The 15,639-nt window shown below is 57.9% G+C and carries 17 protein-coding genes and 3 tRNA genes; 19 read left to right on the top strand and 1 reads right to left on the bottom strand.

All coding sequences use genetic code 11. The features are described from left to right. Positions 1–32 precede the first annotated feature (32 nt). Positions 33–470 carry a protein YgfX gene (locus ABXR19_RS14725; RefSeq protein WP_354601897.1) on the top strand — a complete coding sequence of 146 codons (438 nt, stop codon included), beginning with the start codon at positions 33–35 and terminating at the stop codon, positions 468–470. A gap of 7 nt (positions 471–477) precedes the next feature. Here the strand turns inward: ABXR19_RS14725 and nadB are convergent, their stop codons facing one another. Beyond that, positions 478–2,085 (bottom strand): L-aspartate oxidase, encoded by a 1,608-nt coding sequence (gene nadB / locus ABXR19_RS14720; protein ID WP_354601896.1) that lies wholly within the window; start codon positions 2,083–2,085, stop codon positions 478–480. A gap of 384 nt (positions 2,086–2,469) precedes the next feature. On the opposite strand from nadB, the gene rpoE reads away from it, so the two are divergent. From rpoE to ABXR19_RS14630, 18 genes are all read left to right on the top strand, one after another. Next, a complete protein-coding gene (rpoE, locus tag ABXR19_RS14715; protein ID WP_354601895.1) occupies positions 2,470–3,069 on the top strand; it encodes an RNA polymerase sigma factor RpoE in 600 nt (199 codons plus the stop codon). A gap of 2 nt (positions 3,070–3,071) precedes the next feature. Continuing rightward, on the top strand, positions 3,072–3,596 hold the full coding sequence (locus ABXR19_RS14710) for a sigma-E factor negative regulatory protein (protein WP_354601894.1): 525 nt from the start codon (positions 3,072–3,074) through the stop codon (positions 3,594–3,596). Between the two features lie 8 nt (positions 3,597–3,604). After that, positions 3,605–4,558, top strand: a complete 954-nt coding sequence (locus ABXR19_RS14705) for a MucB/RseB C-terminal domain-containing protein (protein WP_354601893.1) — start codon at positions 3,605–3,607, stop codon at positions 4,556–4,558. Positions 4,559–4,584: 26 nt separating this feature from the next. Beyond that, entirely contained in the window at positions 4,585–5,004 is a 420-nt protein-coding gene (locus ABXR19_RS14700; protein WP_354601892.1) for a SoxR reducing system RseC family protein, read from the top strand. A gap of 196 nt (positions 5,005–5,200) precedes the next feature. Further along, positions 5,201–6,997, top strand: coding sequence for a translation elongation factor 4 (gene lepA, locus ABXR19_RS14695; protein ID WP_354601891.1), 1,797 nt, complete (start codon positions 5,201–5,203; stop codon positions 6,995–6,997). A gap of 25 nt (positions 6,998–7,022) precedes the next feature. After that, positions 7,023–7,847, top strand: coding sequence for a signal peptidase I (gene lepB, locus ABXR19_RS14690; RefSeq protein ID WP_354601890.1), 825 nt, complete (start codon positions 7,023–7,025; stop codon positions 7,845–7,847). Between the two features lie 17 nt (positions 7,848–7,864). After that, a complete protein-coding gene (locus tag ABXR19_RS14685) occupies positions 7,865–8,218 on the top strand; it encodes a DUF4845 domain-containing protein (protein ID WP_354601889.1) in 354 nt (117 codons plus the stop codon). A 6-nt stretch (positions 8,219–8,224) separates the two neighbouring features. After that, complete coding sequence (rnc, locus tag ABXR19_RS14680) at positions 8,225–8,896, top strand: ribonuclease III (protein WP_354601888.1); 672 nt, start codon at positions 8,225–8,227, stop codon at positions 8,894–8,896. Continuing rightward, entirely contained in the window at positions 8,893–9,783 is an 891-nt protein-coding gene (gene era, locus ABXR19_RS14675) for a GTPase Era (RefSeq protein WP_354601887.1), read from the top strand. The genes rnc and era overlap by 4 nt, the downstream gene beginning before the upstream one ends. Positions 9,784–9,807: 24 nt before the next feature. Beyond that, positions 9,808–10,530 (top strand): DNA repair protein RecO, encoded by a 723-nt coding sequence (gene recO / locus ABXR19_RS14670; RefSeq protein WP_354601886.1) that lies wholly within the window; start codon positions 9,808–9,810, stop codon positions 10,528–10,530. 1 nt (position 10,531) lies between these two features. After that, positions 10,532–11,293: a pyridoxine 5'-phosphate synthase gene (locus ABXR19_RS14665; RefSeq protein ID WP_354601885.1), complete on the top strand. Its 762-nt coding sequence runs from the start codon at positions 10,532–10,534 to the stop codon at positions 11,291–11,293. Positions 11,294–11,302: 9 nt separating this feature from the next. Continuing rightward, positions 11,303–11,683, top strand: coding sequence for a holo-ACP synthase (gene acpS, locus ABXR19_RS14660; RefSeq protein WP_354601884.1), 381 nt, complete (start codon positions 11,303–11,305; stop codon positions 11,681–11,683). Then, complete coding sequence (gene nagZ / locus ABXR19_RS14655) at positions 11,680–12,720, top strand: beta-N-acetylhexosaminidase (protein WP_354601883.1); 1,041 nt, start codon at positions 11,680–11,682, stop codon at positions 12,718–12,720. Before acpS ends, nagZ begins: the two co-directional genes overlap by 4 nt. A gap of 192 nt (positions 12,721–12,912) precedes the next feature. Beyond that, the gene (gene uvrC, locus ABXR19_RS14650; RefSeq protein ID WP_435594332.1) at positions 12,913–14,652 is read left to right on the top strand and encodes an excinuclease ABC subunit UvrC; all 1,740 of its coding nucleotides are present in this window, start codon (positions 12,913–12,915) and stop codon (positions 14,650–14,652) included. A gap of 18 nt (positions 14,653–14,670) precedes the next feature. Next, on the top strand, positions 14,671–15,237 hold the full coding sequence (gene pgsA, locus ABXR19_RS14645) for a CDP-diacylglycerol--glycerol-3-phosphate 3-phosphatidyltransferase (protein WP_354601881.1): 567 nt from the start codon (positions 14,671–14,673) through the stop codon (positions 15,235–15,237). 52 nt (positions 15,238–15,289) lie between these two features. After that, a tRNA-Gly gene (locus ABXR19_RS14640) sits at positions 15,290–15,365 on the top strand. A 110-nt stretch (positions 15,366–15,475) separates the two neighbouring features. Then, positions 15,476–15,549: transfer RNA gene (locus ABXR19_RS14635), tRNA-Cys, on the top strand. A gap of 14 nt (positions 15,550–15,563) precedes the next feature. After that, a tRNA-Gly gene (locus ABXR19_RS14630) sits at positions 15,564–15,639 on the top strand.

Here is a 15,639-nt window from a genome sequence, read left to right as displayed (position 1 = left end):
TGGCTATTATGCCAAACAAGGGCGCCTGACTGATGTCGGCGCCTTTGTCGTTTTCGCTGCGCATTTCTGTTTCTTTGGCCTTTATGGTCGTCCTGGCCCATCTGCTACCAGGTTTGTGCGTGTGGTCGCCGAATGTTTCCGTTTGGCTAAGAGGCGTGATGCTGGGGGTGCTCGCATGCTCTGCAGGATGGCAATACTGGCGGATACGGCGTTTGCGCGGAGTGCGCCTTGAATGGATGGTGTCGGGCGAAGCTTGGCTGCAGACGCCGAGGGGGCGTCTGCAGATCGAAGTTCTGGCGGACTCGCTTGATTTTGACTGGCTTCTCGTATTGCATTGGCGCGAGCTTGAGTCATCTCGCGAAGGACGTGCCGCTTTGACGCGTGATGCGTTTTCAGCCGAACACTGGCGAGTCTTGCGGCGGCGTTTGCGCTGGAGTCTGGCGCAAGAGGATTCGCCAGGCCGTCGCTAAGCTGACCTTATTGGTTCCAGCGTTTGAGGCCGGTAGGCCAGCGTGAGTTGCTCAGGATGGTGGGGGCTGCGCGTTCCGCCATCTGTGGGTAATCCTTGGAAAAATGCAGGCCGCGACTTTCCTTGCGGCGCATTGCGCTGCGCACGATGAGGTCGGCTGCGGTGACCAGATTGCGCAGTTCGATGAGATCGTTGCTGATCCTGAAATTGCTGTAATAGTCGTCGATTTCCTTGTTGAGCAGGCGAATGCGATGCTGTGCGCGCTCCAAGCGTTTGTTGGTGCGCACGATGCCAACGTAGTCCCACATAAAACGTCGCAACTCGTCCCAGTTGTGGGAGATCACAATCTCTTCGTCTGCGTCGCCAACACGGCTTTCATCCCAGGCCGGCAGGCTTGTCTGTGCTTGGCGCGGGGTGGCTCTAATGTCTTGCGCGGCCGCTTCGGCGAAAACCACACATTCCAGCAGAGAGTTGCTGGCCAGCCGGTTTGCGCCGTGCAGGCCCGAGCAGGCTGATTCTCCGATTGCGTACAGCCCCGGTAGGTCAGTGCGCGCGCGCAGATCGATCTGTACGCCGCCGCAGGTGTAGTGAGCCGCGGGAACGACCGGAATGGCTTGCTTGGTGATGTCGATGCCCAATTCCAGGCAGCGCGCCGTGATGGTCGGAAAATGCTCGTGAAGGAACTCCGGGCTTTTGTGCGAGATGTCGAGGAAAACACTGTCGATGCCGCGCTTCTTCATCTCGAAGTCTATGGCGCGTGCGACGACATCACGTGGTGCGAGCTCTGCGCGCGGGTCGTGTTTGGGCATGAAACGGGTGCCGTCGGGCAGGCGCAGCAGACCACCTTCGCCGCGCACGGCTTCGGAGATCAGGAAGGACTTGGCTTGCGGGTGGTACAGGCAGGTCGGGTGGAACTGGATGAACTCCATGTTGGTGACGCGGCAGCCTGCGCGCCAAGCCATCGCAATGCCATCGCCGGTCGAGGTGTCGGGGTTGGTTGTGTATAAATAGACTTTGCCCGCGCCGCCAGTGGCCAATACCGTGTGGCCGGCCGCGAAGGCGCTTACCTTGCCGCTGGGAATGTCGAGCAGATAGGCACCCAAACAGCCTGCTTCGGGCTTGCCCAGTTTGTGGCCGACGATCAGGTCTACAGCGACGTGGTTTTCGAAAATTTCGATATTCGGATGGCGCTTGACCTGATCAATCAGGGTCTCTTGTACTGCGGCTCCGGTCGCGTCTGCAACGTGCACGATGCGCCGATGGCTATGTCCACCTTCGCGGGTCAGGTGCATCCCCCAAGCGGTTTCAGAATCGGACGTAAAGGGCACACCTTGTTCGCGTAGCCACTGGATGGCGGAGGCGCCATTTTCGACGACGAAGCGTGTGGCTTTGGGGTCGCATAAGTGTGCGCCGGCAATCTGAGTGTCTTCATAGTGTGAGGCGATGGAGTCGAGTGGGTCGATGACCGCAGCGATGCCTCCTTGCGCCCAGGCACTGGCGCCATCTTCGATGTGGCGCTTGGTGACAAGCGCTACTTTGTGCGTGGCGGCAAGACGCAAGGCCAAGGATTGGCCGGCCAGGCCACTGCCGAGAATCAGTACGTCAAAACGCTTCAAGGATCAGACTCCTGAGTTAGGAATTTTTGCACGGGCGCCCATCGTAGCGCCCGTGCAGCTTGGGGCCAAGCACCATGCTGTGTCAAAAGCCGTGTTTGTGGAGAGTGATGTGTGTTTTGCCTGAAGGTATCTTGCTTGAAGACCCGCGGTGGGCGGACTTCTTCAGGATGGTGTGCTGAAGAACCAAGCTGGTGGCGGGTATGCAGGCCGTTGCTGGGAAACTTTCGTTTCGCCCCTTGAAGACTGGCGTGCGTGAGGTTGGCTGGAATGTTTTCAGGCCGATGAACTTTGTACGCGAGGCGGCGGTCTGATCGGCAAGTCGTCAGCAGGGCTTCGGTTATACTTCGCCTCCCCCGGCCTTGATAAAACCAGCGTCCCTAGCCGATGAGCGATAGAGAGATTGATCAGCAATTGGTTGAGCGTGTGCAGCGCGGCGACAAGCAGGCGTTTGGCCTGCTCGTGGCCAAGTATCAGCGCAAGCTGTGCCGTTTGTTGTCACGGATGATTCGGGATCCAGCGGAGGTGGAGGATGTCGCGCAGGAGGCTTTCATCAAGGCGTATCGGGCTTTGCCGGCTTTTCGTGGCGATAGCGCGTTTTACACCTGGCTGTACCGGATCGGGATCAATACCGCCAAAAACCATCTGGTGTCGCAAGGGCGGCGAGCGCCCACGACGAATGGAGTCGAGGTCGAGGATGCTGAGCAATATGAGTCGGGCGATCTCTTGCGTGACAACGACACGCCTGAGCGCTTATTGCAGACTCGACAGATTGGTGAGGCCGTGAATGATGCGATGGCACTCTTGCCTGAAGATTTGCGTACGGCCATCGTGTTGCGTGAAATCGAGGGGCTGAGCTATGACGAGATTGCATCCGTTATGGCTTGTCCGATCGGTACGGTCAGATCGCGCATTTTCAGGGCGCGTGAGGCGATTGCAGAGCGTTTGCGGCCGATGCTTGATATCGCGCCGGACAAGAGGTGGTGATCATGGCGAATGAACAATTGTCGGCTTGGCTGGACGGTGAGCTCGGCGCGACCGAATCTGAGATTCTCGTAAAAAATCTGGAACGACATGCCGTGCAGCGTGAAGCGTGTAGCGCGTACTGGTTGATTGGCGATTGTTTGCGCGGAGATACGCCGCGCACGGCTGATCTGAGTTCCCGGATAATGGCTGCGCTGGAGGCTGAACCTGCGATCCTGGCGCCTGTGGCAAACAAGCCGCGCCAACAGCTAAACCACTGGATGCCTGTCGCCGCGGCCGCTGCTGGCGTGGGGGTGGCAGTCTGGATGGGGCTCAGTTTGTGGACGATGCCTTTGCAAGACGCACCAGCAACACTTGCGCAGACTCCCGTTAGTCCGTCGGTACACGTGGTGAGCGCTGAGGCTGCAGGTGCTTTGTCTGATGAGCGTAGCTATCTGATGGCCCATCAAGCTTCTGCCAGAGGGGCTCCGATGGCTGGGGTTACGCAATACATCCGCTCTGTCAGTATTGAACAAGCGGGTGAGCGTTGATGAAGGCTATGCGACTGGCTCTGCTTGTCTGTTTGGTTTTGATTGCTCCCGCAGCCTTTGGCAATGATGCCTATCTGTGGCTGCAACGCATGAATCAGGCCTCACATGTGCTCAACTACACCGGGGTGTTTTTGTACCAGAGCCAGGGTCGGAGCGAGACTTCCTATATCGTTCATCTGGTGGATGCTTCAGGGGAACATGAACGCCTTGAAACCTTGATTGGGGTTCCTCGCGAGGTGGTGCGACATAACGAGGAGGTTCAGTGTTTTTTGCCGCAGGAGCGAGTTGTCGTGAACGACAGGTTGCTGCCAGGTCGTCAGTTGGGGCGTTTGGTCGCTAAACCAGCGGCGTTGGCGGAATTTTATAACATGCGGCTTGGCGCGCTCGCACGGGTGGCGGGGCGCGATGCTCAGCAGCTGGCGCTTGAGCCGCGTGATGACATGCGTTATGGACATCAGCTGTGGATTGATCTTGCGTCAGGTCTTTTGCTTCGCGCTCATATGCTCAATGAACAGGGTGGGATTGTTGAGCAATTCTCTTTTTCCGAAGTGGCACTTGGTGTCGACATCGATCATGAAAAATTGAAACCTCGGGTCGTGCGAAACAATGAGTGGCGGGTGATAAACGCGCGCGGCGTGGACTTGCGTGCAGAGGATTTCGGTTGGATTTTTCGAAAACTGCCGCCTGGTTTCAGAAACGTGTCATTGCTTAAACGCCCTGGTCGGCGCGGCGATGAAAATGCCGTGCACGCGGTTTTTTCCGACGGATTGGCAAATGTGTCGGTATTTATCGAGACCGCTCCGGGAAATGTGGTGGCTGTTGCTCAGAGTGGCCCAGCAAATATTGGTTCGACAGGTATTTACCGGCGTGTTGTAGGTGACCAGATGGTGACCGTGCTGGGCGAAGTGCCAGTCTTGGCTTTGCAGCGGATTGCTGAGGGCGTTGAGCGGCGACCGAAGTGAACCATCAGTAAATTGGGAGTGTTTTTGTGCAGTCAGAAGGTGTTGTTACGCGCATTGATGGTGCTCGGGCCTACGTAAAAGTAATGCGAGCCGGAGGTTGTGGGCGTTGTCATGAAGCCGGTGGCTGTGGCGGGGTGAATCAGGATGAGTCGCGCGCCCAGGAATTTCTGGTGATGAATTCATTTGGCGCAAATGTCGGGCAGCAAGTTCGACTCGAAATTCCGGATGGCGCGACAGTCATGGCGGCTCTGTTGGCCTATGGTTTGCCTCTGCTGGCACTGGTGCTTGGGGCCGCGGCCGCATCTTTTGTCTGGCAGACAGATCTCGCTGCAGCACTCGGCGCGGCGAGTGGATTGATGCTTGCTGTTCTGTGCGCTTACTGTTTGCGCGGGATTGGTTTTTTGCAGCGTGCTCAGCCTCGCATCACTGGCCTTGTTATGGCCTGACGCTGGTTATTCGAACCTGGGCTGGGGTGTGCCTTTGCGTGGAGCGGCGTGGCTTCTGAAGGTGGTTCGGGTAACTCAGGGATGAAAGTCTTCGGGGCCGGGCCTTCCTCCGCTATAATCTCGCGATTTTTCAATTACTTGCTGAGGGTGTTTGATCCCCTTGGCGTTTTTCTTTCGGACGCCTGAACTACATCGCATGCAGCACATCCGCAATTTTTCGATCATCGCGCATATCGATCATGGTAAATCGACATTGGCAGACCGCCTCATCCAGACTTGTGGCGGCTTGTCCGAACGCGAAATGGAGTCGCAGGTGCTTGATTCCATGGATCTGGAACGCGAGCGGGGCATCACCATCAAGGCTCAAACTGCAGCCTTGACCTACAAGGCGCGTGATGGCCAGATCTATAACCTGAATCTGATTGACACCCCGGGTCACGTGGACTTTTCTTACGAAGTCAGCCGCTCCTTGTCTGCGTGCGAAGGCGCTTTGCTCGTGGTTGATGCGTCACAAGGCGTGGAAGCTCAGACTGTTGCCAACTGCTACACGGCACTGGAGCTGGGCGTCGAGGTATTGCCGGTTCTCAACAAGATGGATCTGCCCTCGGCTAACCCGGATACCGCACGTCAGGAAATCGAAGACGTGATCGGCATTGATGCGACGGAAGCGATTCCCTGTTCAGCCAAGACCGGCATGGGCGTTGCAGATATTCTGGAAATGATTGTCGCTAAAGTGCCAGTGCCGCGCGGTGATCCCGACGGGCCTTTGAAGGCCCTGATCATTGACTCATGGTTTGACAACTATGTTGGCGTGGTGATGCTGGTGCGAGTTGTGGATGGCGTACTGCGGCCCAAGGACAAGATTTTGTTCATGAGCACCGGCGCGCAGCATTTGTGTGAGCAGGTGGGAGTGTTCTCTCCGAAGTCTACGCAGCGCGAATCGCTTAGTGCCGGGCAGGTGGGCTTCATTATCGCCGGCATCAAGGAGCTGACCTCGGCCAAGGTTGGTGACACCATTACGCTGGTGGGCAAGCCTGCCGCTGTGGCTCTGGATGGCTTCAAGGAAATCAAGCCGCAGGTGTTCGCCGGCTTGTACCCGGTCGAGGCCAGTGAATACGAGCAACTGCGCGACGCGCTCGAAAAGCTCAAGCTGAATGATGCCTCGTTGCATTATGAGCCGGAGGTTTCGCAGGCATTGGGCTTTGGCTACCGCTGCGGTTTTCTGGGGCTTTTGCACATGGAGATCGTGCAGGAGCGTCTGGAGCGTGAATTCGACATGAATCTCATCACGACGGCGCCGACCGTGGTGTATGAAGTTTTGATGAATGACGGGACGGTGGTCAAGGTTGAAAACCCCGCCAAACTGCCCGACGTTACCAAAATGCAGGAAGTGCGTGAGCCGATCATCACTGCAACGATTTTTGTGCCGCAGGACTATCTGGGACCTGTGATTACCCTGTGTAATCTGAAGCGTGGCAATCAGGTCGATATGCACTACCACGGCCGTCAGGTCAAGCTGATCTATGACATGCCGATGGCGGAAGTGGTGATGGACTTCTTTGACCGGCTGAAGTCGGTGTCGCGCGGCTATGCGTCGCTTGATTATGATTTCAAGGAATACCGCGTAGCAGATGTCGTGAAGCTGGATGTGCTTGTGTCTGCCGAAAAAGTTGACGCCTTGTCGGTGATTGTGCATCGGGCCAACGCTCAGTATCGCGGGCGCGATCTGGTTTCACGTCTGCGCAGCCTGATTCCGCGCCAGATGTTTGATGTGCCGATTCAGGCCGCGATTGGTGCGCATATCATTGCGCGTGAAACGATCAAGGCCTTGCGCAAAAACGTGCTGGCCAAGTGTTACGGCGGAGACATCTCGCGTAAAAAGAAACTGCTGGAAAAGCAGAAAGAAGGCAAGAAGCGCATGAAGCAGGTCGGTAATGTGGAAATTCCGCAAGAGGCCTTCCTGGCGGTGCTGCGTACGGATGAAATCAAATAAACCCAGTTTCTGATCAGAGGTGTTCGTGGATTTCGCTCTCATTCTGTTTGTTCTGAGTATTGTTTCGGGTGTGTTGTGGTGCTATGACGTGTTCAGTGCGCGCAAGCAACGTCCCAAGGGGGCGCCTGATCCGTGGTGGGTCGAGTACGGCGCCAGCTTCTTTCCGGTGATCCTGCCGATTTTCATGCTGCGTTCGTTCTGGATAGAGCCTTTCCGGATTCCCTCAGGGTCGATGATTCCGACCTTGCTGGTGGGCGATTTCATTTTGGTGAACAAATACTCATATGGCGTGCGTTTACCTGTGCTTAACAAGAAAATCATCGCGGTCAGCGATCCACAGCGTGGCGACGTGATGGTGTTTCGTTATCCGCACGATACGCGCCAGGATTACATCAAGCGCGTGATTGGCTTGCCGGGCGATACGCTGGAGTACAGCAACAAGCGGCTGAAGATCAACGGCGAGGTGATGGCCGTTCATCCGGCTGGAGACTTCCTTATTCCGCAGACATTTGACGTATTTCAGAAGCTCGAAGAAGATCTGGGCAATGGTCGCAAGCACATGACTCTGAATAACCGTGATGCGCAGAGTCTTGTGCGCGAGCAGGCGGTTGTGCCGCATGCTTACTCTGGTAATTGTAATTACACAGCTTCTGGTGTGACGTGTACGGTGCCGGCTGGCCATTATTTTGTAATGGGTGACAACCGCGACCAGAGTGCCGATTCACGGGTCTGGGGATTCGTGCCGGACGAAAATATCGTGGGCCGGGCTTTCTTTGTCTGGTTTCATGCGGACCAGATTCTGCCGGTTCCGAGTGGAGTCAGCTTCAGTCGTGTTGGCAGGTTTAACTGATTCTTGGAGGAGGTGAGATGAAACGACAAAACGGGATGTCTTTGATTTCGGTCTTGATTGTTGGCGCTATTTTGATGGCAGTGTTGATTCTTGGCTTCAAGATGGTGCCGGTTTTTAATGAATACTTTAATGTCAAGAAGGCGTTTGCTAGCGTGGTCTCGACGGTAGATCCGGCTGCTCCGGCGAGCTCTTTTCGTGCGGCGTTCGGAAAGTTTAGAGATGTGAATGACATCACTTCCGTGGATGCCCAAACCATTTCTGTGACTAAAGATGGGGGCAAGGTGACGTTGCAGGTTTTGTATCGGCGCGAGCTCCCCTTATTCGCAAATGTCGGTCTGTATTTTGACTTCGATGTCACTTCTGACAAATGATTTCCGGTGAGAGTTGAGCCCCTTGAACGTGCGCTGGATTATCATTTTCAGCGCCCGCAATTGTTGAAACAGGCGCTCACGCATCGTAGTTTCTCCGCCGATAACAATGAGCGCCTTGAGTTTCTGGGCGACAGCATTCTCAACATGGTGATTGCCATGGCACTGTATCAGCGCTTTGGCAGTTTGCGTGAGGGGGATATGTCGCGTCTGCGCGCGCAGCTAGTGCGTCAGGATGCCTTGCAGCATGTCGCCGAACTGCTGGATCTGGGGAGTTTCCTGAGTCTGGGCGAGGGGGAGTTGAAGAGCGGTGGTCACCGTCGCCCTTCCATTCTGGCTGATGCGCTGGAGGCGGTGTTTGGCGCGATCTATCTGGATGCAGGTTTTGAGGCGGTCAAACGCGTCGTCGATTCGCTGTACGCCGAAAAATTGGCTGACCTTGATCCTGAGCGCAGCCTGAAAGACCCCAAAACTTCCTTGCAGGAAGCCCTGCAGGCGCGTCGTTTGCCTTTGCCGCAGTATGCGATGGCCGATGAGCGTGGCGAAGCCCATGCCCGCGAATTCGAAGTGCACTGCGTGATCGATAGCCTGAAAATACGCACCGCAGGCGTTGGTGCCACCCGGCGTATCGCCGAGCAGCTGGCGGCCGCCGCTGCGTTACAGAAACTGGAATTAGCATGAATCAGGAAGTCTTTCGTACCGGCTTGGTGGCCATCATTGGTCGCCCGAATGTGGGCAAGTCGACGCTGCTTAATCGTCTGGTGGGCCAGAAAGTCAGCATCGTTTCGCGTAAGGCGCAGACCACGCGCCACCGTATCACCGGTGTTCTGACTGAAGGCCGCAAACAGTTCATTTTTGTCGATACGCCCGGCTTTCAGACGCACCACCGTAACGCGTTGAATTCCACCATGAATCGCACCGTCAATCAGGTGTTGGCTGAGGTGGATGTCGTGATGTTTCTGATCGAATCAGGTCGCTTTGGTCCAGATGATCGCAAGGTGTTGGCTTTGCTGCCCGCCGAAGCAAAGGTTTTGCTGGTGATCAACAAGGTTGATCTTGAGGCTGACAAGACGCGCCTGCTGCCGTTTTTGCAGCAGATGTCTGCGGAGTTTGCGTTTACCGAGATCGTGCCGATTAGTGCCGAACGTGGTCACAATGTGGATCACTTGCTCAAGGCTTTGGGCAAATATTTGCCGGAGGGCGAGCCGCTGTTTGGCGAGGATGACGTGACCGACCGCAGCGAGCGGTTTCTTGCGGCTGAATTCTTGCGCGAAAAACTGTTCCGGATGCTTGGCGAAGAGTTGCCTTATGGCATGACCGTCGAGATCGAGAAATTCGAAGTCGAGGGCGAGTTACGCCGCATCTTTGCCGCTATCATCGTCGACAAGGCCAGTCACAAAGGCATCGTGATTGGCAAGGGCGGCGAAAGCCTCAAGCGCATCTCTTCCGAGGCGCGCGTCGAACTCGAGAAGCTTTTCGGCAGCAAGGTCTATCTCGAAACCTGGGTCAAGGTGAAGAGTGGTTGGGCCGATGACGAGCGCGCGCTGAAGTCGCTCGGTTACGATTAATCTGTCTGGTGACGGGACCGGCGTATGACCACCCGCCTGCGTATCGATAACCAGACTGGTTTTCTGCTGCACAGTTATCCATGGCGCGAAACCAGTCTGATCGTGGATGTCTTTTCACGCGAACATGGTCGCGTGCCGATGGCTGCCAAAGGTGCCCGGCGGCCGGCTTCGGCTTTGCGTGGCGTGCTGATGGCCTTTCAACCACTGGATGTTTCCTGGTCCGGCAAAGGTGAGATCAAGGCGCTTACCCAGGCCTCCTGGCAAGGCGGTCAACCTTTGCTGGGTGGGGTCGGGCTCTTGTGTGGTTACTACCTCAATGAACTGCTGCTGCGCTTGTTGCCGCGTGAAGATCCGCATCCGGCGCTTTTCGATATCTATGCTGAAACGCTGGCCCGCCTTTCTGTCGGACAGGCATACGCGCCTTTGTTGCGTGGCTTTGAATTGATATTGCTGCGCGAGATGGGTTATGCCCCCTCGTTGGATGTCGTTGCTGATAGCGGGGCGGCGGTGCGTGCCGAGGGCGAGTATCTCGTGCTGCCCGAGCAAGGGGTGCTGGAAGCCGACGGGCCTCAGGGCAATGAGCTGCTGTTGCCGGGTCGTGTGCTTCTGGCAATGGCCGCCGGGGACTTCAGCGCTGCGGATACGCTGGCACACGCCAAGGGCCTCATGCGCCGTCTGATCCAGTACCATCTGGGCGGACAGGCGCTCGAATCGCGCCGGATCCTAATGGAACTTCAGGAGCTTTGAAATGATAGAGTTAGGCGTAAACATTGACCACGTTGCTACGCTGCGTCAGGCGCGGAAGACTTATGAACCTGATCCGGTTTGGGCTGCCGTGGAAGCGCATCTGGGCGGCGCGGACGGCATCACCGTGCATCTGCGTGAAGACCGTCGCCACATTCAGGATCACGATGTGCGGCGTCTGCGCGAACTCACCCATATCAAGCTCAATCTGGAAATGGCAGCGACCGACGAGATGGTCGGTATCGCCTGTCAGATCAAGCCTGAGATGGCCATGCTGGTGCCCGAGGGGCGGCAGGAAGTCACCACCGAAGGCGGGCTGGATATCGTCGGGCAGGAGGCGCGCCTGAAGGACGTGATCGCGCGTCTGGCCGATGCCGGCATCATGACCAGCGTGTTCATCGACCCCGAGTCGGCTCAGGTTGAGGCGGCTGCGCGCATCGGTGCCCGCGTCTGCGAAATCCATACGGGGCCTTATGCCGCAGCATTCCATACCAAGGGCCGCGATGCGCGCAGTCCGGCGGTGCTGGAGGAGCTCAACAAGATCCGTGTGGCCGGTCGGGCCATCGTCGATCTGGGCATGCGTTTCAATGCCGGGCATGCCCTCAACTATTTCAACGTGCAGCCGGTTGCCGCGCTACCGGATGTGCGTGAGTTGCATATCGGTCACGCCATCGTCAGCCGTGCGGTGTTTGTCGGTCTGCGCGAAGCCGTGGCTGAAATGAAGCGCCTGATGCGCGAAGCCGACGCGACGCGTATTGCGCGCTGAGTTGCGGGAGTGATCTACGGCATCGGTACCGACATCGTCACAGTTGCGCGCATGCGCGACTCGCTGGCCCGTCACGGCGAGCGCTTTGCTCAGCGCTTGCTGCATCCCTTGGAGTTGGAGGCTTACGCCAAGGCGCGCGAGCCGGAGCGCTTTCTGGCCAAGCGTTTTGCCGCCAAGGAAGCCTTCTCCAAGGCGCTCGGCACTGGTCTGCGCCCGCCCGCCACGCTGTCTGCCATCGGTGTCAGTCACGACGAACTCGGCAAGCCGCTGTACGTATTCGGCGAGGCCTTGGCTGAACATCTGGCCGGCCTTGGTTTGAGAGCCCACCTTTCGATCAGCGACGAGCGCGAGCACGTCATCGCCTTCGCGATTCTGGAAAAACGATCATGAGTCACGCTATTCCCCAAATTTCTCATGGCCCGGTGATGGCCGATGTTGCCGGCTTCGCCCTGAGCGATGCCGAGCGCGAAGTGCTGCGTCATCCACTTGTTGGCGGCGTGATCCTGTTTTCGCGCAACTTCGATACTCCCGACCAGCTCGCTGCGTTATGCGCAGAGATTCATGCTCTGCGCCGGCCCGCCTTGATCATCGCGGTGGATCACGAAGGTGGCCGTGTGCAGCGCTTCCGTCAGGGCTTCACGCGCTTGCCGGCGATGCGCAAGCTGGGCGAGTTGTATGCCCGTTCGCCGCGCGCTGCCTTGCTCTCGGCGCAGGATGTGGGCTTCGTGCTGGCGTCTGAATTGCTCGCGCACGGTATCGATCTGTCCTTCACGCCGGTGCTGGATCTGGATTTCGGTCAAAGCTCCGTGATTGGCGACCGGGCTTTCCATCGTGAACCGCAGATCACCGCCATGCTGGCGCATGCCCTGTGTATGGGTCTGGGCGAAGCGGGCATGGGCTGCGTGGGTAAACATTTCCCCGGTCACGGTTTTGCCGAGGCCGATTCGCATGTCGCCATGCCGGTCGATACGCGCAGCTTCGAGGCGATCTGGGCTGAGGACATCGCGCCCTACCGTGCCGAACTTAAAGACGTGCTCTCCGGCGTGATGCCGGCGCACGTCGTGTATGAGCAGATTGATCCGAATCCGGCCGGCTTCTCGTCTTTCTGGTTGCAGGATGTTTTGCGTGGCCGTATTGGCTTTGAAGGCGTGGTGTTCAGCGACGACCTGACCATGCAGGGCGCCACGTTCGCAGGCGATATCGTCGCGCGGGCGGATGCTGCCTATTCGGCAGGTTGCGACATGGTGCTGGTGTGTAATCGCCCGGATCTCACGGCGGATCTGCTGGCGCGCTGGCAGCCGGCCTTGCGCCCCGAGTCTGCCGCACGCATCGCCGCCTTGCAGCCCGCGCACTACCCGGCCATGGAAGTGCTGTCGATCGACAAGCGCTTCACAGATGCCTGGACTTCGGTGCAGGCTTTGGCGTGATGGATCTGCCTGAAGAGCCGCACCTGACGGACTTCTGCGGACATGTAAGCTGTAGATTCTTTTGCAGATTGCCTGTGCAAGGTTGGTGGCTGAAGATATACGCTGCGCGCGGCTCTACAGGCAGGGGATGATGTGAGTTTCGATTACAAACCCTTCCTGAAGTCGCTGACCGAAGCGCCCGGCGTGTATCGCATGATCGGCGCCGACGAGGAGGTGCTGTACGTCGGCAAGGCGAAGAACCTCAAGCGCCGCGTTTCCAGCTATTTCCTGAAGAATCATCCGAGCCCGCGCATCGCGATGATGGTGGCGCAGATTGCCCGCGTGGATATCACGGCGGTACGCTCCGAGGCGGAGGCGCTGATCCTTGAGAACAATCTGATCAAGTCGCTGAAGCCGCGCTACAACATCCTGTTTCGCGACGACAAGAGCTATCCCTACATTGCGATCACGGGCGACGCCTCGCCGCGGCTGGCTTATTACCGTGGCGCCTTCGAGAAGGGCGTGCGCTACTTCGGCCCGTTTCCGTCAAGTTGGGCTGCGCGCGAGAGCATCCAGTTGCTGCAGCGCCTGTTTCTGCTGCGCACCTGCGAGAACAGCGTGTTCAACAACCGCTCGCGGCCCTGTCTGCTGCATCAGATCAAGCGCTGCTCGGCGCCTTGTGTGGGCGTGATTGATGCCGAGAGTTATGCGCGCGACGTGAAGCTGGCGACCCTGTTTCTGGAAGGTCGGCACTCGGACGTGATCGAGAGCCTGAGCGCGCGCATGCAGGCCGCCTCCGATGCCTTCGCCTTCGAGCAGGCTGCGGTGTTTCGCGATCAGATTCGCTCGCTGCAGACGGTGCTGCACAAGCAGTTTGTGGATTCGGGCAAGGACGAGGATGTCGACATCATCGTGGCGCTGGAATCCCATGCGCATGTCTGTGTGAATCTGGCGATGGTGCGCGGCGGGCGCCATCTGGGCGATCGGCCACAGTTCCCGCAGGCGGGCGAGGGCTTGTCGCCGGCCGATGCCTTGCTGGCTTTCGTCGAGCAGCATTACCGGATTCATCCCGTGCCGACCAAGCTGGTGATCGAAGGCGCTGACGTCGAGCTGATTCGTGGCCTGTTGGCTGAGGTGCTGGAGCATTCGCCGGTGGTTGCCAGCGCGCGCTTCCAGGCGGAGAAGGCCTGGGTCGAGATGGCGCAGATCAATGCCAATCTGGCCATCGAGACGCGGATGCGCGAAACCGGCCGTGCCGAATCGCAGCTGGACGCCCTGCAAGCCGCGCTGGGTCTCGCTGAGCGGCCGGAGCGGATCGAGTGCTTCGACATCAGCCACACTCAGGGCGAAGCGACGCAGGCGTCCTGCGTGGTGTGGGACGGCGCGGGCATGAAGAAAAGCGAATACCGGCGCTTCAATATCACCGGGATCACCGGCGGCGACGATTACGCCGCGATGCGCCAGGCTTTGACGCGGCGTTATGAGAAAGTCGCGGCGGGCGAGGGTGTGCGCCCCGACCTGATCCTGATCGACGGTGGCAAGGGCCAGGTCGGCGTGGCCTGGGAAGTGCTGTCCGAGTTGGGCCTGCAGAGCATCGCGATGGTGGGCGTGGCCAAGGGCGAAGAGCGCAAGGCGGGCCTTGAACAGCTTATCTACGCCGATGGCCGGCCCGCCTTGGTCTTGGGGGGGGATCATCCGGCGCTGCATCTGATCCAGACGGTGCGCGACGAGGCGCATCGTTTCGCGATTACCGGCATGCGCGCCAAGCGCAGCAAAACTAGGCTCACGTCGAAACTGGAGGATATTCCCGGTATCGGCCCGACCCGGCGCAAGAAGCTGATCGAAACCTTTGGCGGGCTGGCGGGGGTGCGCGAGGCAACGGTAGAAGATTTGTGCCGCGTCGACGGGATCAACCGTAAAATGGCCGAGCAGATTTACAACGCGCTTCACTGAAGCGCTTTCGGACTCAATATGGAATTCAATCTCCCTAACGCCTTGACTTGGGCACGCATCGTGATGATCCCGATGGTGCTGGCCGTATTTTTCCTGCCAGCTGAGATGTTATCGCCTCATCACCAGAATGCTGTGGCCTGTGCGTTATTTGTGGTGGCAGCGGTTACCGACTGGTTTGATGGTTATCTGGCGCGGCGCCTGGGGCTGACCTCCGCTTTTGGTGCCTTTCTCGATCCGGTCGCCGACAAACTGATGGTGTGTGCGGCACTTGTCCTGCTGGTCTGGCTGGATCGCTGCAATGTGTTGTTGGCATTCATCATCATCGGGCGTGAGCTGACGATTTCGGCGCTGCGTGAGTGGATGGCGCAACTGGGCAAGTCGCGTAGCGTGGCGGTTTCCTTCATCGGCAAGCTCAAAACGACGGCGCAGATGGTGGCGATCCCGCTACTCCTGTTTCAAGATGATTTGTTGGGCCTGCCGATTCACAAGATGGGTGTGATATTGATGTGGGTGGCGGCGGTGCTGACTTTATGGTCAATGATTTATTACATGCGCAAGGCGATGGCGGTTTTGAACGAAAAGTAGTGCAAAAGGCTTGACAGCTACGCGTGGTGACGTAAAATGCGCGGCTCGTGATGCGGGAGTAGCTCAGTTGGTAGAGCGCAACCTTGCCAAGGTTGAGGTCGAGAGTTCGAGACTCTTCTCCCGCTCCAGAATTAAATCGGGAAAGCTGAAGCTGGCTTTCCCTTTTAGTTGGAGTGTTTTGTTCCGGGTAAAACCGGAGTGGTACCGGAGTAGTGCAGGCCCGGTGTTGGTCGGATACGGCGCGGTAGCAAAGCGGTTATGCACCGGATTGCAAATCCGTGTAGGTCGGTTCGACTCCGGCCCGCGCCTCCAGAATTACAAGTTTTGCGGGAGTAGCTCAGTTGGTAGAGCGCAACCTTGCCAAGGTTGAGGTCGAGAGTTCGAGACTCTTCTCCCGCTCCA

It is taken from the genome of Uliginosibacterium flavum (assembly GCF_040566545.1).
Taxonomy (GTDB): domain Bacteria; phylum Pseudomonadota; class Gammaproteobacteria; order Burkholderiales; family Rhodocyclaceae; genus Uliginosibacterium; species Uliginosibacterium flavum.
The sequence above is the reverse complement of the archived record's forward strand: the minus strand, read 5'-3'. Positions and strand labels throughout refer to the sequence as shown.